Origin of the sequence: Vibrio sp. 10N.222.55.C6 (genome assembly GCF_041473395.1) — a bacterium.
In the GTDB taxonomy this organism is placed as follows: Bacteria; Pseudomonadota; Gammaproteobacteria; order Enterobacterales; family Vibrionaceae; genus Vibrio; species Vibrio crassostreae_C.
The window spans coordinates 145,515-168,107 of sequence record NZ_JBFRSD010000005.1 but is presented as its reverse complement, the minus strand read 5'-3'; the positions used below and the strand labels follow the sequence as shown (position 1 = coordinate 168,107).

Genomic DNA, 22,593 nt, shown 5'->3' with positions numbered 1-22,593 from the left:
AAGCCGCTATCTTATTTTCGGCGCTTTCTATACGTGATATTCAAATGTGACTATTTTCACGCTTTTCATCGGTCTCACCTGTTTCTAAGAATTTTTCCTATTGCGTCTAAGACCTCATCTCATGTGGGTTCTAGCCGAGCTCTGTAGTCTTTCTAATTATTTACGTTATTAGAAATCAGCTCTCTGAATTGTGTTCAAAGGGCTCACTACGGAAAACGCCATGTCACTCAGCCACCTCTCAGAACACTCATTTTTCCCAATGGAAAACACCATCCAAAATTATGCATGGGGGAGCATTTCTTCGATACGTGAACTGTTTGGCTTTCAGAATGAGTCACAAGAGCCGCAAGCGGAAGTTTGGATGGGAGCGCATCCAAAAGGTTGCTCAATGGTTAAGCTTGACCAGCACTTGGTGCCTCTCTCTGAGCTGATTAACAAGAATAAACCGGCCTATCTATCAAGCGATATTGCGCAGGAGTTTGGTGAGCTGCCGTTCTTGTTTAAGATCTTGGCAGCAGAAAAAGCGTTGTCTGTTCAGGTTCACCCAAACAAGCGCCAAGCAGAGGTTGGCTTTGCAAGAGAGGAGCAAGCAGGAATCCCTCTGACTGCAGGACATCGTAATTACAAAGACTCTAACCACAAACCTGAATTGGTTTACGCGATCACTGAATATCAAGCAATGAATGGCTTTCGAGAATTCGATGAAATATTAGGGTTGTTCAGAAAGTTGAATTCGAGCGAGCTGGCTGGTTTAGTTGAAGAGTTTGGCAACCACCTTGATTCTCTAGGTTTAGAGGCGTTTTTCCGTGATTTATTAACTCTGGACGACCAACGTAAACACCGAGCATTAGAGCAACTTCTGGCTTACGCAGCCGCTCACCAAGGTCAATCTGAGTTTGCTTTGGTTATTGAGCTTAGTCATCAGTATCCAAACGATATTGGTCTATTTTGTGTTCTGCTTCTTAACTTGATCACATTGAACCCGGGTGAAGCGATGTATTTGAATGCGAATACTCCGCATGCTTACATTAAGGGAACTGGGCTCGAGATCATGGCAAATTCAGACAACGTTTTGCGAGCAGGTTTAACGCCAAAGCACATTGATGTCGCCGAGTTGGTTGCCTGTACAGAGTTCAAACCGATCCCGTTTGAACGCTTGTTGTTAGCGCCCTCAAAACTGGGTCAATGTGATAGTTATGATATTCCTGTCAGTGATTTTGATTTCAATATCTTTCATCGCCCTCAGCAAGAAGAAGTGATCACAAGCGGTGCTGAAATTTTAATGGCGATAGATGATGATTTAACGTTAATGAGTCAGAAAGGTGAACACCTGACACTCACCAAAGGGCAATCGGTATTTATCCCAGCTTATATTGGTCATTATGTACTGAGCAGTAATGGCCGTGTTGCCAGAGCGTTTAATTAGAGATGGTGTTTGTGGTATAGATTGAGCTCCATCCCCACAAAATCATCATCTCCTTCATCAACAACGTGATAGCCAAGCGATTGATAAAAGTTAATAGCACGAGCATTACTTTTAAAACTCGATAGAGTGACTTGACTAAGTTGCTCTGCCATAGCTTTTTTATGTATGAGAGTCATGACTTGCTTGCCAAGCGAACGACCTTGGTACTGGGGGAAAATGATCAGCAAATGAATATGGTATGCGTTGTCATAAGGTTTAAAGCAGGCGAGCCCCACTCTTTTATTTTCGCGATATACCCAATGAAACCAAGATGGATGGTATTCGTTTAAAAGTCGTTGACGTTGAAAGTCGTCATCCCAGCCGAAAACGCTATCTACGTGTATGAAGATACCTTGTTTAACACACGCAAACAGTTCATCGAATTCAGAATTTGAAGCGAGTTGGAGTTGTATGTTCTCTTCTTTCATTGCCACTTTTACCGCTTCCTTATCAAACGCCTTTGAATAAGTAAACAGTAACATAATTGAAGAAGCCGAATTAGCTTAGATTTGCGAAGTGATGAAACCAAAAAGCCATGCGTGATGCATGGCTAAGAATAAAGTCTTGGATTGATTTTTCTATACGATCTTAAGCGCGTGATGGCGTGTGAGCTGTTTGTGTAGCGAGTCTTTTAGCTCCATGCGTTCTACTTTGAGGTTGTGCATGCTGTCGTCATCGATAGGGCTGCCAGAGATTTCTAGCTGACGGATGTCGTAGTCGAGTTGGTGGTATTTCTGCATGTCTGCTTTGAATTTTTCGTCGTCGTGGTTGAGCTGAACAATGTCTAATTTAAGATCTGGGAAATCTAAGATAAAGGCATGGTTTTCATTGAGCATTGGCACTTCCTCTCTAGTCGAATTATTAACAGTATAGAAGTAATTTTTCGAAAGAAATGTGGTTCAAAACACAAAGCCGTAAAGCGATCAAAAAAGGGCGTAAACTCGTAGAATTATCCTCGAAATTGCGCCCTTTTGTATGTATATAGCTAACTATTTATAGTTATATGTTTAGAACTATAAGAGTTTAAAGCAGAAAGTTTACTTTGCTTTCTTACCAGAGCGTTGCTGCTCTTTGTGTGCAAGCTTCTCTTTTTTGCGTTGCTCGATAAGGTGAGCAGCTTCGCCGCCTACGTGGGTTTCGCCACGAGCATTCGACAGTTGAACTTGCTTTTCACGTTCACGGAAACGGGCTTTCTGCTCGTCGCTGTGCTTATCAATACACTTAGGGCAGCTTACGCCTTTCTCGAAGTGTTTAGAGGCTTTGTCTTCGTCAGTGATTGGCAGGCGACACGCGTTACACACATCGTAACCGCTCTTTTCTAGCTGGTGGTTTACTGCAACTCGACCATCAAATACGTAGCAGTCGCCTTCCCACATACTCTCTTCTTCAGGTACCTCTTCTAGGTACTTAAGAATGCCGCCTTCAAGGTGATAAACCTCATCAAAGCCTTGCTCTTTCATGTAGGCTGTTGATTTTTCGCAACGAATACCGCCAGTACAGAACATCGCAACTTTCTTGTGCTTCTTAGGATCAAGGTTGTCTTCAACGTATTGAGGGAATTCACGGAAGGTTTCTGTGTTTGGGTTTACAGCATTTTTGAATGTACCGATATCGACTTCGTAGTCGTTGCGAGTATCAACCAGAATTACATCAGGATCAGAAATCAGAGCGTTCCATTCGTTTGGTTTCACGTAAGTGCCGACAACGTGGCGTGGGTCGATACCCTCAATGCCCATGGTTACGATCTCTTTCTTAAGCTTAACCTTGGTGCGGTTGAATGGTTGTTCTTCGTTGAACGACTCTTTGTAAACAACATCAGCCAAACGAGAATCTTGTTTGAACCATTGAAGAAGAGCGTCGATAGATTCGCGCTTACCTGCAACGGTGCCGTTGATACCTTCACTCGCAAGTAGCAAAGTACCGCGGATTTGGTTGGCTTCTAACACGTCAGTGAGTGGCTGGCGAATTTCTTGGTAATCATCAAGTGCTACGAATTTATACAGAGCACATACAACATATTGAGACATGGTTTTTCCTTTCTGCGAGCTGGAACGTAAATCCAGAGCGGTTGCCTTTTATGATACATACTGAGTTTGATTTACTCAGGTTTGCCCATATTGGCTTATTAAAATCCGCCGCAGTATAACCAAGCCAAGGAAGGACAAAAACCAACCAAAAGTAGGGCTATTTAGCATTGTTATTAGTGTGGCTTTTGGACTAAGAAATGCAATGAAACCGTTTTATCTGGTTCGAATTACAACACGTATTCCCAAACCAAAAAGGCCCTGCTGTAAAAATACATCAGGGCCTTGGTATTGAATCTGTCTGACTTAATCAGCGATTACGCTTGGTTAAGTACTTCCGCTAAGCGTTTCACCGCTTCTGTTAATTCTTCTGGGTTGGCGTTAGTGAAGTTTAAGCGCAGTGCGGCTTTTGCTTCATCGGCCTTTGGATAAAATACTGGGCTTGGTACAACCGCCACACCATTCGATAGCAAAGTCTTAGCTAATTCGAAGGTATCGCACTCTGGGATTTCTACCCAAATGAACATCCCGCCATCTACGGCTTTTAACACGCAATCTGCAGGCAGTTGTTTCTCTAGCTCTGAGAACAGCACTTCATAACGAGACTTGTACAGGGTGCGAATGTTCTCCATGTGTACGCCAAAGTCTTCATGTTTTAGAAGACCAACAAGCAGTGCTTGCATGGGTACACTTGAGTGTAAGTCAGCGCCTTGCTTCACTTTGATCAGTGGTTCAAGGTAGCTGCGTTTACCTGTTACCGCGCCAATACGTAGACCTGGCGATGCAATCTTAGAGAATGAACGAAGAACGATAGAGTTATCAGGGCAGAACGAAGAAACCAACGGCAGCTCTGTGCCTGTGAAACGTAGCTCACGGTATGGCGCATCTTCAATGAATGCCACGTTGTATTTGATACACAGCTCAGCCACTTTTTGACGAGTTTCTGTTGCCCAGCACACACCGGTTGGGTTGTGAAAATCAGGCACCGCGTAGAACATTTTTGGCGCTTGCTGTGCAAAGCATGTTTCCAATTCATCTAGATTCGGCCCAAATTCGGTTTGAGACACGGTCGCAATGTTTGCTTGAACTAGGCCAAACACCTGCATCGCACCTAAGTAGCTTGGCGCTTCCATCACAACCACATCACCTGGATCGACATACGCACGCGCAATCAAATCCAAACCTTGCTGAGAGCCAGTACAAATCATTACCGTGTGTGACTCTGGCAATTGGTAGCTTTGTGTTAGGTGGTCAAGCAACGGGCCGTAACCGGCAGTAGAGCCGTATTGGAAAACTTCAGGCATGTTCGCTAGGTTTTCTAGCGTTGGCTTCATTAAATCGATTGGGAATGTTTTCTCGTCCGGTAAACCGCCGGCCAATGAGATGACATTTGGATCACTTGCGGCTGCGAGGATCTCTCGAATGTATGAAGATTGAATCTGTTGTAATGACTGTGCGATTTCCATGTGTTGTGTCTCGTCGTTTATCGTTTTTATTCTATCGCTTGATATTACACGGCAATTGTAAAAACTAGCGTGTCCGTTTATGCTCTTAAACATGTCCATTTATGCTATTTAAACGATGTCACGTCAACACATATCGCGAATCAATGATGTCTTGTTCCATATTCACCAAGACATCAGTCAACCTTTGTCTGCCAAAGAGTTATCTGAGATAGCGGCCTATTCAGAACAGCACTTTCATCGCACCTTTAAAAGCGTGGTCGGGGAGTCGTTGCATCAATATATCCGTCGAACTCGAATGGAGTATGCAGCCAACCAACTGATGTTTGATACCAGCTCGTCTGTGGTTGAGATCGCTCATAAATGTGGCTTTAGTTCTGTATCTTCGTTTAGTCGAGCATTTAAAGCGACCTTCAATATGTCGCCCGGAGAATGGCGTAAGCATGATTTACAAGTAGCAGAAAAGCCCTATTTGAAAGATCCCGAAGTGGCGGCGGGCTATTTGAATGTGGCGCAGCGAGTATTGCCCGAACCCAAGATCGTTGAAGTGCCTGAACGCATGGCGGCCTATGTTCGACATACGGGATATAACCGATCCATTCGCAATGCGTGGTTGATATTGAAAGCGTGGGCGAATTCAGAACAGCGTGATTTTTCAAGTCAATTTGGTTTGCATCACTCAAACCCTGCTTGGGTTGAGATGGATCAGTGTCGTTATGTCGCGTGTATCGCGATTGATGAACCGATTAAGTATCGCAGTATCGTGAACCAGATGGTGATCCCAGGAGGCTTGCATGCGGTGTTTCGACTGAATGGCCGCTATGGTGAGCTGCTACCACAGATCAGTATGGTGTTAGAAAAGTGGCTACCCACATCTGGTTTCAAACAGCGCTCGACTCCCGCGTATGTGCATTATCATCAGAATCACTTTCTTAATAGTGATGAAATATTCGAACTCGATTTTTACCTTCCCGTGAGTTTTTACTAACCGATCTAAAGCTACTCATTTGGCTCGCTAGCGCAAAATCACTTAATCGATCGTTGTGCTGTTTTGTTGATAATCTACTCTAAGTAAATGATGACAACGTACGGATTAAACGATAGTATCCCGTTCTAATTGCAAATAGTTCTTAATATCACTCGCTAGAATATGACCATTACCCACAAAGATTATCTAAAAATCGCTTTCCCTTTCATCATCTCAACGGTGACTCAGCCTCTGCTTGGCGCGGTGGATACCGCCGTGATTGGTCAGCTTGGCATCGCTGAATTGATCGGTGGTGTGGCGATTGGCACCATCATTATGAACACCATGTATTGGTTATTTGGCTTTTTCCGTGTCAGTACGACCGGGCAAAGTGCGATGGCATTGGGTAAGGGCAGTCGCTCTGATTTAGCGGGTAGCTTGATGCGTCCGTTTGTGCTGTCTGGTTTGGTGGGTTTGATCTTTATCTTGATACAACCACTCATCTGGCAAGGCGCAATGTGGGTGATAGAGCCTGAAGCCAATGTAGCCGAGCACGCGCATATCTACTTCAGTATTTTGATTTATGGCGCGCCTTTCGTGTTGCTTAACTACACCATTATTGGTTGGTTAATGGGACAGGCGAAAGCCAAAGACGTTCTTTATACACAAGTGTTTGGTAATGTGTTGAACATTGTCTTGGATGCGGTGTTTGTACTTTATTTCGATTTGGGTGTCGCAGGTGTGGCTTACGCAAGTTTGATTGCACAAGTTACCACCTTTGCGATTGGTGTGACCTTGGTGATGAAGACCAGCAATATTTCGATCTCTGAGTTCTTGCAAGGCTCGAAGATGACCAAGAAAGACCTATCGACAATCATCTCTTCGAATACCGATCTATTGCTTCGCACTATTTGTATCTTGGTGTTCTTCAACATGATGGCGCGTACTGGCTCTAAACTGGGTACCGATGTTCTAGCGGCTAACGCGATCTTGATGCAGGTGACCTTCATTGTCAGCTATATGTTTGATGGTATTGCCAACGCATCGAGTGTGTTTGCAGGTAAGGCGGTAGGACAGAAGAACCCTTCAATGCTTGATCGTGTTTTAAGGCTTAACTTCCAATGGACGGCAGGTTTCATTGCCGCGCTGACGCTTTTAACTTTGATTTTTAAAGATATGATTGTTTTCTTGTTTACCGATATTCCAGCGCTGGTCACGCTGTACCAAGAGATGGCTCCGTGGTTAATTGTGTTCCCGCTAGTGGCTGGCTTTGGCTTAACGGTTTACGGCATCTTTACCGGAACGGGAACCACGCGTCCGGTTAGAGACTCAAGCATCGTGACTTTGTTGGTATTCTTAGCGGTACAGGCATTCACCATCGATATTTGGGGCAATCATGGTTTGTGGCTTGCGTTTACTCTGTTCTATCTTGGGCGTATTGCGTTCCTGTATCCGTTCATCGCACAAGTTAAGCAGAAGTGTTTCCCAGTCAAAGATGCAGTACAGGGTGCCATTAACTAAGCTGTCTAATTGCCATCTTTAATACATTATTAATATTTTATGAAAGCGCTTTACTATTTTTATACGATAAATTTGGTGAGCGCTTTTTTGTATGTAATGACTCACTATAAATGGTCAATAAAATTGTAAGTAAAACGCGATACAGTTCAATGTCCGCTTTTCATCGCCTCAGCTAAATGATAATGTTGTTATGTTATAACATCTATCTGTGAGTATCTGCGTGAACGCCCCACTTTTGTCTGTTGACCACCTAACGATCAAAACCTCTTCGAGAACCCTTTTCCAAGATATCCACTTCGATGTTTATCGCGGTGAGCTGTTGGCGATCATGGGACCGTCAGGCATTGGTAAGTCGATGCTTTCTCGCGCTATTGCCGGGTTTCTGCCAGAGACGATTGAAGTTGAAGGTCATATTTCTCTATCTGGTGAAGCTGTGTGTGGTTTGCCTATGTTGCAAAGAACTGCCACACAGCGCCCCGCAGTTATCTTCCAAGATGCGCTTCAAGCTTTGAACCCTCTGGTTTCAATAGAAGGTCAACTCTGCCTTGCCTTGACGGGAACTCGCACTAAGCTTAAATCAAAAGAAAAAATTCAAATTACCGAGTTGCTGAATCAACTTGGTTTTCCTAATCCAGAAACCATCTTGCCGTTGTACCCGAGCCAAATTTCGGGTGGGCAACGCCAACGTGTGTGTATTGCGATTGGCTTGCTGAGTAACGCCGATATTATCATCGCCGATGAACCAACCAGTGCGTTAGATCCGGTGACAGAGCAAGAGATACTTAAGCTGATTCGACACAATGTTAAACAGCGTCAAATTGGTGGTTTACTCATCACCCATGACCTGCATAGCGCGTTGGCGTGTGACAAGCTGTTAGTCATCGATGATGGTGGTGTGGTGGCTTACGGTGCACCGAAACATGCACTTGAGTCGAGCTCTCACGCTTTCTGCTGTTCATTGAGAGACTTAATCGAATGAGCTCGACCTTATCACTAAACTCAGAAGCCTCGCCATTAATGCCAGTGACTGATTCAGAAACACAAACACCGATAGAGATTAAGTTCGACAATGTGAGTGTTCACTACTACTCCGTACCAAGTTGGCTGGGTGGTAAGGCGTTCAAAGCGCTGCAGAACATCGACCTTAATGTTGAAGACAAAAGCCTAGCAATTGTTGGGCGTTCTGGTGCCGGTAAATCAACGTTAATTGAACTGCTATTTGGCCTTAAAGCGCCAACCGTTGGTCAAATAAACTTGTTCGGTTATTCGCTCCCAATTCGCGATAGCAAAGCGCAAGCAACGGTGTGTCGCTTGATTCAATTGGTGCCTCAAGAGCCCCACACTAGCCTCAACCCTTACTATACCGTTCGACAGATCTTAGCCGAACCTCTAAGTAACTTAGAGGTTTCGGGTAATCATGAAGCCATCATTGAAGAGGCGCTTTCAGACGTTGGATTGCCTGCCAGTTTGCTCTTACTGAAACCTAATCAGCTTTCTACAGGTCAAGCTCAACGTGTGGCTATTGCTCGGGCTCTTGTCGTTAGACCCGCAGTGCTGGTGGCCGATGAACCTACTGCCAGCCTTGACCCAGTGAATCGCCAAAGGTTGTTGGACTTGGTTAATTCATTAAAAAAGAAGCGCGATATGCGCCTTATTTTGGTTACTCACGATTTAGGTGCCGCAAAAGCCCTTTGTGAAGAAATACTGGTACTCGACCATGGTGAAATGGTGGAGCACGGACCGACCGATCAAGTGATGAGTAAACCTGCTCATCCTGCGACTCAGATGCTGATCGAGTCTCAGCCTCTTTCGAAATCTACTTGTTAAACACAACCTTATTTATTAAAAAAATACAGCTACAGAGAAAAAATAATTATGCGTTTTAATTCAATCAAACTGGCTTGCACGCTTGCGTTGGCTCTGCCTTTGACGGGCTGTTTTGACTCTCAACCAGGGTCTAGCGATGCCGCAGTAAAATCTGAAATTCGAGTTGCGATGATGCAACCACCAAGAACGGGTTTATCGCCACTTTCTGATGACGCTTTTAAGTTATCTCGTTGGAGCACAGCAGAAACTCTGGTTAACCTGAGCCCAACCTCAGAAGCAGAACCTATGCTAGCAACGGATTGGAAACATCTTGATCCTCTGACTTGGCAGTTCACGATTCGCCAAGGCGTTAAATTCCATGACGGTTCGACATTAACGGCAAACTCTGTAGTGAACTCTCTACAAAAAGCGCTTGAAGCAGCACCTAAGCCGCGTATCCTAGATGGCGTAGAGCTAGAAGTGAAAGCGATGGACAACTACCGTGTAGAGATTAAAACCAGCTTTGATGACCCTCTTCTACCAAGCCGTTTATCAAGCCCTCAATTAGCGATCCTAGCAGCAAGTGCTTATCAAGAAGATGGTCGTGTTAGTCCAATTGGCGCAGGTACTGGCCCGTTTGAGCTGACTGAAATCAACGGCACAACCAGCGCGAAACTGAAACGTTTTGACGGCTACTGGGGCGAAAAAGCGCAAGTAGAATCTGTAATTGCAGAATACGTTCCTAATGGTTTTGCTCGTGCTGCAGCACTGAGAACCGGCACGGCTGACGTCGTTGAAGCGGTACCCGTTTCACAAATCGCGACCATTGATCCGAACCTACTTTACGAAGTGGCAATGCCTCGTACTAATACGCTTTACCTGAACAACAAGTCAGGCGTATTTAGCGATATTGAACTGCGTAAGGTAGCGGCAGCTGCAGTAGACCGTGAGCAGATCGTGAATACTGTTTATGAAAACCACGCGGATATCGCGCAAGGCCTATTAGGTCCTGCACTTGCTTGGGCTGAACCAATTCGACCTGAAGGTCAGGCAGTTGACAAAACGCTAAAAGCGAACGGCGAAAGCATTGTTATTGGTACCTTTACCGACCGTGCAGAGCTTCCAGAAGTGGCAGCGCTACTGAAGCAACAACTTGAAGCGGCTGGTTTCAAGGTTGAGCTGGATATTCGTGAATATGCTCAGATCGAGAACGATGCGCTATCTGGTAAGTTTGACGCGTTTATCCTTTCTCGTGCAACGGTTCTAGATTCGGGTGACCCAGTGGCTTACATGATGAGCGACTTTGGTTGTAAGGGTTCATTCAACCTTGGCCAGTTCTGTTCTCAAGAGGTAGATAAAGCACTGAATCACGCTGACCTACAACCGCTAGGTGCGCTGCGTCACCAAGCGATCATCGAAGCTGAACAAAAAATCCTTAACGATTTCGCGGCTATCCCGCTGCTTCACGAACGTGTGATTCAAGGTGAAAGTGAGCGTGTAAGCAATGTCGTTCGTGACCCAAGTGAACGTCGCTTGGTTGACCAAACTACACAGGTCAAAAAAGCGACACAAGTTAACCCGGCAACACAGGCTAACTAAATAAATGTTATCTGCTGAGACTCTGCGTCGAACTCTATTTATCTTGACGCCTTGGCTATCAAGAATCGCCTCACTGATTGTGGTGGTGATTCTTGTTGGTTTGATGCCTGACATTGCAGGCATCGATCCAAGCCAATCTATTCTGCGGGCTAGGGCGGGGCAACAACACCTGCTTACGCCTGAAGCTTTAGCGGCGGTACGCGCTGATCTTCAGCTTGACCGTTCAGCCATTGAGCGCCTGCTCGACTGGGTAGGAAGTGCTTTTTCAGGTGATCTAGGTGAATCATGGATTGATGGTTCTTCGGTTGCACTAGGTATTCAAAAAACAGCGTCTACATCTCTGTTTTTGATGTCTAGCGCACTGGTGATGACTTTCGTACTGTGTGGTGCAGGCCTGCTTGCCACCTTACGCAGTTGGAAGAAGGGCAAGCTGGGGCAGAGCTACAGCAGTTTAAGTACGGTATTAATATCGTTGCCAGAGTACGTAGTGGCCTCGGTATTAATATTGGTGTTCTCTATCTGGTTAGGTTGGCTACCACCGTATGGTTGGCAAGGTTGGCAAGATATCTGGCTACCGAGTTTAGCGCTCGCACTGCCTGCAAGTGGCTTGTTTAGTCGTCTACTCAGAGACAGTTTACAACGCGTTCTCAATGAACCTTGGGTGATCACTTGGCTCAGTGCCAACGTTCATTCCAATCAAATTATTCGCTTTGCGTTGAAAAGAGCGCTGAGCAGCCTGATCCCACAGATCGCGATGATCGTGATCGGTTTGACTGGTGGCGCGGTCGCGGTTGAGCTTATCTTCTCGATTCCGGGTATCGGTCGCATGATCTTAGGCGCAGTCAAAGCGCAAGATTTGCCGATGCTGCAAGGCGGTCTGTTGGTATTGCTGCTGTTTTCAATTGCCGTGAGCAGCATGAGCTTGTTTGTTCAGCAATTGATTCTTGGCCACAGCCTGAAAAGCGGCAAGCTCATCAGTAGCCACTCTTCGTTTCGTTTTACCCAGAACCGCGCAAAGCGTGTCACTGCTTTTGCGATCTTCTCTTTCCTAATTGCTATCGTTGTATGGGCTGCATTCCGAGACCCATACACTAGCCAATTCGCACGCTTGGCATCACCGAGTTGGCAAGCACCTTTGGGCGCAGATGGCATTGGTCGAGACCTACTGGCGAGAATTGGTTCTGGTATGATTGCGACCTTCCAAGCCGGCATATTGGCAACGTTCTTGAGCTTGGTGACGGGCATCATCATGGGTTTCAACACCCGCTTTAGCCAAGGCCTTATCGAGATCACTAAGGGTATCCCATACATCATTGCAGGCTTGCTTGTTGCAGGCTTAACGGGGATGAATCCGAACAGCGCATTAATCGCGATTGTATTGGTGTCGTGGGCGCCGCTAGCTGCACACTGCTCAAGCTTGATCGTAGAAGCCAAGGCTCAACCTTATACACACCTCGCGCCACTATGGGGCACCAGTAAGCTTAGAATCTTCCGTTTCTACTTGCTTCCGTATGTGTTGCCACCGTTGTTAAGACACGCGATGTTGAGGCTACCAGTCATCACTCTAAGTCTGACCTCGCTGAGCTTCATCGGATTAGGGGCAAAGCCACCAACACCTGAATGGGGTTTGATGATCGCAGAGAACCTTCCATACATTGAGCGCGCGCCATTAGCAGTCATGGGGCCAATTGTTGGGCTGATCTTGTTGGGTGCAGCCATTAACTTGATGTTTGATGACTAACGTAAAGATCCGGTCGCTGAGGTTTCTAAATTGACGATCCGATTGGGTATTCGATTTAGCATTTATGTTGTAACCTTAGCCCTGCTTTTTAGAGACGCTTTTTGATCGGCTCGAAAGTTAAACAGGCCCTAGTTAAGTGTAAAGGATTCAACATGTATCTCGTTTTGTATTGCCACAATATTGGTATGACCGACTTTTCTTTCTTTGAGACGGAAGATTTCGATAAGGAAGATGGCTATATCGTGCGAGGCAAATGGCCGAACGAGAAAGCGTTCCGTGATTACTTAACCAAAGAGTTTGGTGACATGAACGAGTTCCAAGTGATCGACTTAATCGCCAAAGGCGCAGAAGCAGAACACTACTCGCCAGAAGAGTTGGTGCGCTTAGCTCAGTAGCCGCTAGCTCAGCAATATCTAGCTCGGTAATACGTTTTAAATCGAATAAACAAATGGCAGCCTGATTGGGCTGCCATTTTTCGTTTTAAGCTAGAGCACGTTGCTCGCAGTATGAGTGGATCTACTGCGCCACTTCGTCCACCAAGTACAAGATTGATTGATACGGAATGCCACTGTGGTGTGATAAACCGATCTCACAGGTTCGGCTGTTACTAAAGCCACGAGTACAGTTGCTCGGTACTTGTTCTTTAAGTGGGTGGACTGCCGCTTCATTTAGTTCTGGCGTAGTGAAGCCTTTGTCACCCGCCCAGCCACAACATTGAATATGCTCTGGAACAATCACCTCTTCGGTACACGCTTTAGCAAGGTTTAACATCGCGCCTTCTAAGCCCATTCGACGAGAGCTACACGTGACATGCAGCATCACGGTTTCTTGTAGCGGCTCAAGCGTCAGATGTTCAAGCAAATATTGATTCACAAACCCTGTTGGCTCTAACACCTCTAATGGCTTGGTGAACTGTTCAATACTGCGTTTAGCACATGGGCTGGTATCCATCAATATTGGGTATTCACCCTGACGACTGGCTTGCCATAGCACTTCTTCCAACTGCTGAGCCTTCGACTGTGCTAAGTCGGTCATTCCTTTGCTGTCGTAAGGCATACCACAGCATTGGTCATCTAGCTTCTTCGGTAGAATTACCTCGAATCCTGCCTTGTTGAGCAAAGACATGGTCACTTCAGTAAGAGGACGTTGGTCGCCCGCATCACTTTGTTGCCCCATGGTTCGACTGGCACACGAAGGGAGGTAAACCACTTTCTTCGCGTTGTTCGATGTTTCGGCTGTCATTGGTGAAGCCGTGAGGGAGTGACTATTGGATTGCGGCATCTCTGGCATCCAAATCGGTGTCGCGCCTTTGGTCACTGAGCGTAGGCCATTGGTAAGCTTGCCGACCGTGTTGGCGCCCAGAACCTTACTCGCCACTTGGTTGGTTTTGAGGCCTGCTTTGGTCAGCTTAGTGGTGGTCGAGAAATGATCCGCTGTCCACTTAGCGATTGGTGTGAACTTCTCATACTTGGCAACACGAAGCTTCTTCACTAAGTCACCCGTATTAATACCTACCGGACAGCGCTCAGCACACAGGCCTGTTGCCGCGCAGGTATCAATGCCTTGGTATTCGAAGGTTTTCTCTAGTTCACTGGCTTCTATCTCTTCACCTGCTTCTCGGCGGCGTTGCAGTTCTCGGTACAACACAATACGTTGGCGAGGTGACAAGGTCAGTGTGCGAGACGGGCAAACAGGCTCACAGAATCCACACTCAATACAGCGGTCAACAAGGTCGTCGGCAGCAGGCATTGGTTTTAGGTCGGTGATGTGGGAATTTGGATTGTCGTTGATGATAACGCCGGGGTTGAGCAGCCTTTCTGGGTCAAACAGCGCTTTGATCTGTTGCATCAAGGCATAGCCATCTTTGCCCCATTCCAATTCCACATAAGGTGCCATGTTTCGGCCCGTGCCGTGTTCCGCTTTCAGTGAACCTTGATACTTCACTGCAACTAGCTCGGCAACGTCATCCATGAAACCGCCGTAACGGTCGATCTCTTCTTGGCTGTCGAAGCCTTGGGTAAACACAAAATGAAGGTTGCCTTCGAGTGCATGGCCGAAAATGATCGCTTCGCTGTAGTCGTATTTATCGAACAACTCTTGCAGCTCTCGAATACCGTTAGCCAGGTTTTCAACAGGGAAAGCCACGTCTTCGATGATAACGGTTGTGCCAACTTCACGAACGGCCCCAACCGCAGGGAACATGCCTTTTCGGATGCCCCACAGAGTCGCGACTGTCTTCGGATCGGACGTGAAAGGGACTGATTCAACAATTGTGTATTCAGTCAATGCATCCAAAATTGATTTACATTGTAAATCTAAGTCCTGCTGGGAGCTGGCGTGTGATTCAACCAAAATAGCCGCGGCTTCTAAATCCAAGCTAGGCATAAAGGCGGGCATACCCGGTTTATCAGCCACTGAACGCAGTGCTCTGCCATCCATCAATTCAACGGCAGCAACGGGTGTTTTTGATAGCGTAGTAACGGCTTTACTTGCTTGTTCGATGTCAGCAAACACCAACAGAGCCGAAGCTTTGTTCGGGTGTTCGATAACGGTGTTGTAGGTGATCTCTGCGATGAAGCCTAGCGTGCCTTCTGAGCCAATCATCAGGTGTTTGATGATCTCAATTGGATCGTGGTAATCGACCAAGGCATTCAGAGCGTAGCCAGTGGTGTTTTTGAGGCGGTACTTGTGGCGGATTCTGTCTGCAAGTTCTTGGTTTGACGCTGTCTGTTGATGTAATTCGACAATGCCTTCAAACAGGTCTTTATGTGATTCCTTGAATGCCTCAACACTTGCGTTGTCAGCCGTATCAAGCAGGGAGCCATCACTCAATACGATTTTCATGCTCTCAACGGTGCGATACGAGTTTTGCGCAGTACCACAACACATGCCGCTGGCGTTATTCGCCGCGATGCCACCGATTTTACAGGTATTGATTGAAGCTGGATCTGGGCCGATTTTACGTTGGAAAGGGGCGAGGTATTTGTTGGCATCAGCACCAATCACACCGGGCTGAAGAATGATCTGATTGCCGTTATCGACAATCTCATAGCCGCGCCAGTCGTCGGTTAGAGTGATGAGTACCGAGTCTGAAACCGCTTGTCCTGATAGGCTGGTACCCGCAGCGCGAAAGGTAAAATGAATGCCCAGTTCGCGACAGCTTTGAATGGTGAATATCACTTCATCTAAGTTTTTCAGCCTTAGAACCATTTTCGGTACCAAGCGATAGAAACTCGCATCGGTGCCGTAAGCCAAGCGCTTTGCCTCTTGCGTGACAATGCGTTCTGTTTCTATTCTTTGAGCCAGTATCGATTCAAGCTGCTGATAAGCTTGTGCGTCTATTACTCGCTCATGGGATGTGTTTGTCTCCATCTTTGCTTCCTTGTGCTTCTTATTTGGCACTGATTTGCTTTTTTGTTTTTTTATTTTATTTTCCAGTGCTTAAACGGTGTCACAACGGCAGTGGAATTGCTGTGACACCGATTGAACTTCGGTCTAAGTAGACCAAAGCATTACAGTGAATCAACGGACTTAATCTAGCCCCACCAAAGATTCACGGGTTAAGTCTTTGATTGTCTTGGCGCCAGTTAGAGTCATCGCAACGCGCATCTCTTTGTCGTACAGGTCGAGTAGGTTCTCAACACCTGCTTGTCCTTGCGCTGCTAACGCGTAAACGAAAGAGCGGCCAAGCAAGGTGCAGTCTGCGCCCATCGCCATCATGCGAACTACATCTAAGCCAGTACGAATACCAGAGTCGACCAGAATCTTGGTGTCGCCTTTTACCGCATCTGCAATCGCAGGCAGTGCTTTAGCACTTGATAGAACACCATCTAGCTGACGACCGCCGTGGTTTGAAACTACGATACCGTCTGCGCCAAATCTCACGGCGTCTTTTGCATCTTCTTCATCAAGAATGCCTTTGATAACCATTGGGCCATCCCAGAAGTCACGGATCCACTCTAGGTCTTTCCATGAAATAGACGGGTCGAAGTTATCACCTAACCAACCGATGTAGTCTTCCAGTTTGGTTGGAGAACCTCGGTAAGTAGATATATTGCCAAGGTCGTGCGGTTTACCAAGTAGGCCAACATCAACTGCCCAGCTAGGATGACGCATAGATTGGAATACACGACGTATTGCTGCATTTGGGCCACTCATTCCTGAGTGCATGTCACGGTAGCGAGCGCCGGGTACGGGCATATCCACGGTGAAGACCAGTGTTGTGACGCCAGCGGCTTTAGCGCGTTCAAGAACGTTCTTCATGAAGCCACGGTCTTTTAACACGTAAAGTTGGAACCACATTGGGCGTTCAATCTTAGGTGCAACTTCTTCAATCGGACATACCGACACGGTCGACATGGTAAAAGGGATGCCTTTGTTGTCGGCGGCTTTTGCTGCTTGTACTTCACCGCGTCTTGCGTACATACCCGTTAAACCAACAGGCGCTAGTGCGATTGGCATCGCTAGCTTCTCGCCAAATAGTTCGGTTTCCAAATTTAGGTCCGACATGTCGTTGAGTACGCGTTGTTTTAGCGCAATCTCAGCTAGGTCAGCCGTGTTGCGACGTAGGGTATGTTCTCCGTAAGAGCCACCATCAATGTAGTGGAAAAGAAACGGTGGTAATTTCGCTTTTGCTGCGGCGCGGTAATCAGTCGATGCGGATATGATCATAATTTCAGTCCTAAATTCTTGGGATGTTGCTCTTCTTTGAGAGCTTGGTTTGGGCTGCTTTAATTCGGGAAAATGGCGTTAATACCCATGGGTGTTGATGTGCTCTAGTATCCATCCCGGAACTCATCAACTGTCTTATTAGACGGTGTCGCTGTCGGGGAATTGAGTATTAACGCCAAGTGCTTTTGAACGACTTATGGTTTACATAAGTGCGTCGGTCATTTTGAATCCGTAGATAACCACTAGGCCGATGATGCCTGTCATCACCAAGTAGTAGAACGTTGGAATGATTGTCTTACGTAGGGTTGCACCTTCGCGTCCTAGCAAGCCAACAGTTGCTGATGCCGCTACCACGTTGTGAATCGCAATCATGTTACCTGCTGCTGCACCAACGGCTTGTAGAGCAACAACCACCGCACTAGAGATAGTCAGAGTCTGCGCTACTTCGAATTGGAACTGGCTGAACATCATGTTTGAAACTGTGTTCGAACCTGCAATGAAGGCACCTAACGCACCAACCGTTGCACTCAATGCTGGGAATGCGCTACCAACGAGGTCAGCTGCGAAGTTTGCCGTGGTTACGGGCATACTTGCTAAATCGGCACCGTTCACGCCAGAGTTAATGAAGATACGAACCATTGGGATGGTGAACACCAACACAAAGCCTGCGCCAATCAGAGTCTTGCTCGATTCACCGAAGGCTTTAGCCAGTGGCGTTGCGCTGCGAGATTGCATGAGAACAGCAACCAGCGCGACGAAGACCAAGATACCGCCCGGTAGATACAGAGGCTGAATCGCAGTGCTCACACCGGTTTCACCAAGGATGTTGCTGAACGATAGGCTAACGCTCTTCAGTAGGCCTTTGAATTCAGGGTTCACGCGGCTCGCAACCAAGGTCACCGCTAGCAGCACGTATGGTGCCCATGCCATCGCCATGCTCATCTTCTTATGGCCTTGATTGTTGTCGTCAAGGTCGATTTTCAGAGAACCTAGCCATTCTGCTGGCCACTTCTCTTCGCTTTCGAAATCCCATTTTGATTTTGGAACGAGGAAGCCACGTTTTGCTGCAGTAACCACAATTGCTAGGCCGACTAGACCACCAATTAGAGATGGGAACTCAGCGCCTAGGAAAACACCTGTTAGTGCGTAAGGAATAGTGAAAGCAGCACCTGCGAACAGTGCGAACGGCAGGATATCTAAACCTTCAGTCCAGCTTTTGTTCTTACCGAAGAAGCGAGTCAGCATCATTGCCATCAATACAGGCATCATCACACCAACGCAGGCGTGGATGATCGCAACACTTGATGTGATCTGTTGTAGGTAAGCATCCCATGTTGAACCATTGGCAATCAGGCTTTCACCGATGTTGTGCGTATCCAAACCTTTGTTTACGCCAACAATGATAGGTGTACCAACCGCGCCAAACGATACCGGCGTAGATTGAATCATCATGCCCATCAGTACCGCAGCTAATGCTGGGAAGCCGATTGCAACGAGTAAGGGAGCGGCGATTGCAGCGGGTGTGCCGAAGCCAGATGCGCCCTCAATGAATGAACCAAAACACCAAGCAATGATGATCGCTTGTACACGACGGTCTGCTGATATGTCAGTAAATCCGTTGCGGATGGTGGTGATAGCTCCGGTGTGTTTCAAAGTGTTTAATAAGAAGATGGCGCCGAACACAATCCAGAGAACCGACACGGTAATGCCGAAACCTTGGAATACAGAGGCCAACACGCGAGTGCCAGACATATCCCAAGCAAATAGGGCAATAGCAACGGTTAATGCAAATGCCACTGGCATCGCTTTTTTCGCAGGCCAGTTCAGGCCGACCAGCAGAATCGCTGCAACAACTATTGGTGAAAAGGCCAATAGAGCTAGTAGAGTTTCACTCATGGGTACTTCCTCGTACTGTTTTCAAACGTTCATGTTTGAAGTAGATAACACGTTATGGGTTGTCATTTTTGATTCGCTATTGGCCTCTAAGCGGGAACCATTTAGGTGCGAATCTTGTAATTGGAATGACTCTTTTGTAATTGTTTTGTTAATTTGGCGTGAATTTACCCCTTTATTTTTTATTGATATAGGGAAATAATGAAAATAATTAATTCCAAAATTGGCATAATCAAATGCGAGCAGACGATTTGATCCTGTTTTCACAGGTAGTAGAGCTGGGCAGTTTTAGTAAGGTGGCAGAGCAAAATAACCTTACAAATTCGGTAGTTAGTAAGAGAATTGCGCGTTTGGAAGAAGAGATTGGCGTGCAGCTATTATATCGAACCACGCGTAAATTGACGCTTACCGAGGCGGGTAAGGCAATGTTACACGGAGCCAAAAATGTGAAGCAGGCGGCTCAAGAGGCTATGGACGCAGTTTCAGGCTTTGGTGAAAATGTTAGTGGTCATATCAAAATGTCAGTGCCTACTATCTCCGGAGATTTGATTCTGGCAGACGCTGTTGCCGAGTTTTGTAATATGCACCCAGGTTTAACGGTCGATATGTCTCTTAACAATCGCTTTGTGGATCTGGTTGATGATGGTCTCGATTTAGTGATTAGAACCGGCTACTTGGAAGACTCCAGCTTAATTGCCCGTCATATCTTGGACTCTCAATGGGTGGTATGTGCTTCTCCGTCTTATATCGCCAAGAATGGTAAGCCGATGCAGCCCAAGGATTTGGTTGAGCACAATTGTCTGCAATACGCTTATCAAACAACGGGTGCCAGTGAGTGGCAATTTCTGCATAGCAAAGATGGCTTTACTGATAACGATAAATACATAGTGCGCGTCTCGGGCTCTTTTTCTACTGATAATGCGACGGCATTAAGAAAGGCAGCGTTGGGCGGTCATGGGGTCGCGTATGTGCCGCGTTGTCTGGTTTATCACGACATTCGTAACGGCCAGCTGGTGGACATCTTCCCTGACTTAGTCGGCAAGAAGCTCGGTATTTATGCGGTGTACCCCTTTACGCGCCAGCCACCGAACAAGATTAAGTTATTGATTGAACACATCAGAACGCGTTACCTGACGATTTCACATTATTTTTAATAAGGATCACGATGAGCTATTTAAAAGAGTATCAATATCCAGTCACCAACAAACAGATCGTCAGCGATGACTATTTTGGTCAGATAGTTGAAGACCCTTATCGCTGGTTAGAAGACGACAGAAGCGACGAAACCGCGCAGTGGGTGGCGAGCCAAAATGAGGTCACGTTCGATTACCTTGCTCAAATTCCGTATCGCGCTGAACTGCGAGAGCGATTAGCGAAAGCGCAAGACTACAAAAAGAGCTCGCAGCCGTTTGTTCGAGGTGAGTACACCTATTTCTATAAGAACGATGGCCTGCAGAATCACAGTATTCTCTATCGTCAGAAAGAAGGGCAACAAGAAGAAGTTTTCCTAGATCCGAACACTTTCTCGGAAGATGGCACTACATCACTGGGTTCGGTGTCGTTTTCTAAAGATTACAGCCTAGTGGCGTACAGTATTTCAGAGGGTGGTAGCGACTGGCGCAAGATTTTTGTTATCGATACCGAGACCAAACAGCAGCTCGAAGTCGAAATCACTGACGCGAAATTTACTGGCATCTCTTGGTTGGGTAATCGTGGCTTTTATTACTCTAGCTACGATAAGCCAGACGGTAGCCAGCTTTCTGCACGTACCAAACAGCACAAACTTTACTTCCATGAGTTGGGTACAGAGCAAGCTAGCGACAAAGTGGTTTTTGGTGAGAATAACGCCGAGCAGCACCGCTATGTGTCGGGTTACACCACCGAAGATGACCGTTACTTGATCATTCTAGGGCGAGAGTCGACATCGGGTAACAGGCTGTTCTATATAGATTTAAATTCACCAGAACAATCGCTGAACACGCTGATTTATCATGTGGATAGCGATACGTACCTCATCGATAACCAAGATGAAGTCTTTATTTTATACACCAATCTCGATGCGCCTAATGGCAAGGTGGTGAGCTTTGATACTCGCAGTCAACAGTGGCTCGATATCATTCCTGAAAAGCCACAGCCGTTAGATATCAGCACGGGTGGTGGTTACTTGTTTGCCCACTACATGGTCGATGTGGTGTCTAAGATTGAGCAGCGGGATTACCAAGGCAATCTGGTTCGTGAAATCCACTTACCTGGTCTCGGAACGGCCAGCGGCTTAGGTGGAAAAAACGAGCAAACCCAGCTTCATTACACCTTTACCAACTATGTAACGCCGCCAACGATTTTCTCTTTTGATGTTGAATCTGGAAGCTCTGAAATCTACCAACGCTCTGAGTCTCCGTTTGAGTCGGATCAATTTGAGTCTAATCAAGTCTTCTATACCTCGAAAGATGGCACCAAGGTTCCGATGCTTATCTCTTATAAGAAGGGATTAGTGTTAGATGGCAATAATCCAACCATGTTGTACGCCTATGGTGGCTTTAACGTTAGCCTAACGCCTTCTTTCTCGGGCACGGTTGGCAGTTGGCTAGAACTGGGTGGCGTATATGCGGTGCCGAACCTGCGTGGCGGTGGTGAGTATGGTAAGGCGTGGCACAAAGCGGGAACTCAGCAGAAAAAGCAGAATGTCTTTGACGACTTCATTGCTGCTGCCGAGTTCTTAATTGAAGAAAACTACACCAGTAGCGATAAGTTGGCGATTCGCGGCGGTTCTAACGGAGGCTTGCTGGTAGGAGCTTGTATGACACAAAAGCCTGAGCTGTTCCAAGTGGCTCTGCCTGCTGTTGGGGTGTTGGACATGTTGCGTTACCACACATTCACGTCTGGCGAAGGGTGGGCGTACGACTATGGCACATCCGCGCAGAACAGAGAGATGTTCGAATATCTGCTTGGCTATTCTCCGGTTCATAATGTGGTGCGTGGCACGGATTATCCAGCAACATTGGTGACGACCGCTGATCACGATGACCGCGTAGTGCCTGCTCACTCTTATAAGTTCATCTCAGAGCTGCAAGATAAGCATGAAGGTAGTGCGCCCGTGATGATTCGTATTGATGTTAATGCGGGCCATGGCGCCGGAATGCCGCTCAGCAAAGCGATCGATCTCACCGCCGATATCTACGCATTTACTCTGTTCAATATGGGGGTTGCGTCTCTAGATTCACTTTAACGAATGCTTGATTCTAGATAACTGGGTATTTTACTCAGACCAAGAAGCCTCAAAATCTACCTTAGATTTTGAGGCTTTTCATATATATGAAAACCAATCAAAACTGCGTCATATTTCCTTCACTTTCACACACTGTTTTCCGTGATAGCCGCCACCAATACTGATGAAATGAAAGCGATTTCAAGCTGATATCTCACGCAATATCAACCGTAACCTG

At 46.6% G+C, this 22,593-nt stretch carries 17 protein-coding genes; 10 read left to right on the top strand and 7 right to left on the bottom strand.

Translation table 11 applies throughout. The features are described 5' to 3' along the window. Positions 1–220: 220 nt before the first annotated feature. Complete coding sequence (manA, locus tag AB4486_RS06485) at positions 221–1,426, top strand: mannose-6-phosphate isomerase, class I (protein WP_372116765.1); 1,206 nt, start codon at positions 221–223, stop codon at positions 1,424–1,426. On the opposite strand, the gene AB4486_RS06480 is transcribed toward manA, so the two are convergent. From AB4486_RS06480 to AB4486_RS06465, 4 genes are all read right to left on the bottom strand, one after another. After that, positions 1,423–1,947 carry a GNAT family N-acetyltransferase gene (locus AB4486_RS06480; RefSeq protein ID WP_372116763.1) on the bottom strand — a complete coding sequence of 175 codons (525 nt, stop codon included), beginning with the start codon at positions 1,945–1,947 and terminating at the stop codon, positions 1,423–1,425. The genes manA and AB4486_RS06480 overlap by 4 nt on opposite strands. A 96-nt stretch (positions 1,948–2,043) precedes the next feature. Then, positions 2,044–2,301 carry a YdcH family protein gene (locus AB4486_RS06475; protein ID WP_009846137.1) on the bottom strand — a complete coding sequence of 86 codons (258 nt, stop codon included), beginning with the start codon at positions 2,299–2,301 and terminating at the stop codon, positions 2,044–2,046. Between the two features lie 201 nt (positions 2,302–2,502). After that, positions 2,503–3,492: a rhodanese-related sulfurtransferase gene (locus tag AB4486_RS06470; protein ID WP_017067892.1), complete on the bottom strand. Its 990-nt coding sequence runs from the start codon at positions 3,490–3,492 to the stop codon at positions 2,503–2,505. A 314-nt stretch (positions 3,493–3,806) separates the two neighbouring features. Beyond that, positions 3,807–4,955, bottom strand: coding sequence for a PLP-dependent aminotransferase family protein (locus tag AB4486_RS06465; protein ID WP_017065696.1), 1,149 nt, complete (start codon positions 4,953–4,955; stop codon positions 3,807–3,809). 115 nt (positions 4,956–5,070) lie between these two features. On the opposite strand from AB4486_RS06465, the gene AB4486_RS06460 reads away from it, so the two are divergent. From AB4486_RS06460 to AB4486_RS06430, 7 genes are all read left to right on the top strand, one after another. Beyond that, positions 5,071–5,940, top strand: a complete 870-nt coding sequence (locus tag AB4486_RS06460; protein ID WP_137002080.1) for a GyrI-like domain-containing protein — start codon at positions 5,071–5,073, stop codon at positions 5,938–5,940. A gap of 162 nt (positions 5,941–6,102) precedes the next feature. Then, complete coding sequence (locus AB4486_RS06455; protein WP_372116761.1) at positions 6,103–7,440, top strand: MATE family efflux transporter; 1,338 nt, start codon at positions 6,103–6,105, stop codon at positions 7,438–7,440. A 220-nt stretch (positions 7,441–7,660) separates the two neighbouring features. Continuing rightward, on the top strand, positions 7,661–8,419 hold the full coding sequence (locus AB4486_RS06450; protein WP_017061554.1) for an ATP-binding cassette domain-containing protein: 759 nt from the start codon (positions 7,661–7,663) through the stop codon (positions 8,417–8,419). Further along, a complete protein-coding gene (locus tag AB4486_RS06445; RefSeq protein WP_372116758.1) occupies positions 8,416–9,267 on the top strand; it encodes an ABC transporter ATP-binding protein in 852 nt (283 codons plus the stop codon). The genes AB4486_RS06450 and AB4486_RS06445 overlap by 4 nt, the downstream gene beginning before the upstream one ends. A 48-nt stretch (positions 9,268–9,315) precedes the next feature. Next, positions 9,316–10,845, top strand: a complete 1,530-nt coding sequence (locus AB4486_RS06440; RefSeq protein ID WP_371725515.1) for an ABC transporter substrate-binding protein — start codon at positions 9,316–9,318, stop codon at positions 10,843–10,845. Positions 10,846–10,849: 4 nt separating this feature from the next. Beyond that, positions 10,850–12,586, top strand: a complete 1,737-nt coding sequence (locus AB4486_RS06435; RefSeq protein WP_372116756.1) for an ABC transporter permease subunit — start codon at positions 10,850–10,852, stop codon at positions 12,584–12,586. A gap of 152 nt (positions 12,587–12,738) precedes the next feature. After that, positions 12,739–12,981, top strand: coding sequence for a hypothetical protein (locus tag AB4486_RS06430; protein WP_017061558.1), 243 nt, complete (start codon positions 12,739–12,741; stop codon positions 12,979–12,981). A 121-nt stretch (positions 12,982–13,102) separates the two neighbouring features. Here AB4486_RS06430 and AB4486_RS06425 read toward each other — a convergent pair whose 3' ends face one another. From AB4486_RS06425 to AB4486_RS06415, 3 genes are all read right to left on the bottom strand, one after another. Further along, complete coding sequence (locus tag AB4486_RS06425) at positions 13,103–15,958, bottom strand: FAD-binding and (Fe-S)-binding domain-containing protein (RefSeq protein WP_372116754.1); 2,856 nt, start codon at positions 15,956–15,958, stop codon at positions 13,103–13,105. 159 nt (positions 15,959–16,117) lie between these two features. Further along, positions 16,118–17,257, bottom strand: coding sequence for an FMN-dependent L-lactate dehydrogenase LldD (gene lldD / locus AB4486_RS06420; protein WP_010432610.1), 1,140 nt, complete (start codon positions 17,255–17,257; stop codon positions 16,118–16,120). Between the two features lie 201 nt (positions 17,258–17,458). After that, positions 17,459–19,153, bottom strand: coding sequence for an L-lactate permease (locus AB4486_RS06415; protein WP_372116752.1), 1,695 nt, complete (start codon positions 19,151–19,153; stop codon positions 17,459–17,461). A 233-nt stretch (positions 19,154–19,386) separates the two neighbouring features. Between AB4486_RS06415 and AB4486_RS06410 the strand changes: the two genes are divergently transcribed. Together AB4486_RS06410 and AB4486_RS06405 are read left to right on the top strand one after the other, a co-directional pair. Beyond that, positions 19,387–20,304, top strand: a complete 918-nt coding sequence (locus AB4486_RS06410) for a LysR family transcriptional regulator (RefSeq protein ID WP_017081288.1) — start codon at positions 19,387–19,389, stop codon at positions 20,302–20,304. Positions 20,305–20,315: 11 nt separating this feature from the next. Then, a complete protein-coding gene (locus tag AB4486_RS06405; RefSeq protein ID WP_372116750.1) occupies positions 20,316–22,376 on the top strand; it encodes a prolyl oligopeptidase family protein in 2,061 nt (686 codons plus the stop codon). The last annotated feature ends 217 nt before the right edge of the window (positions 22,377–22,593 follow it).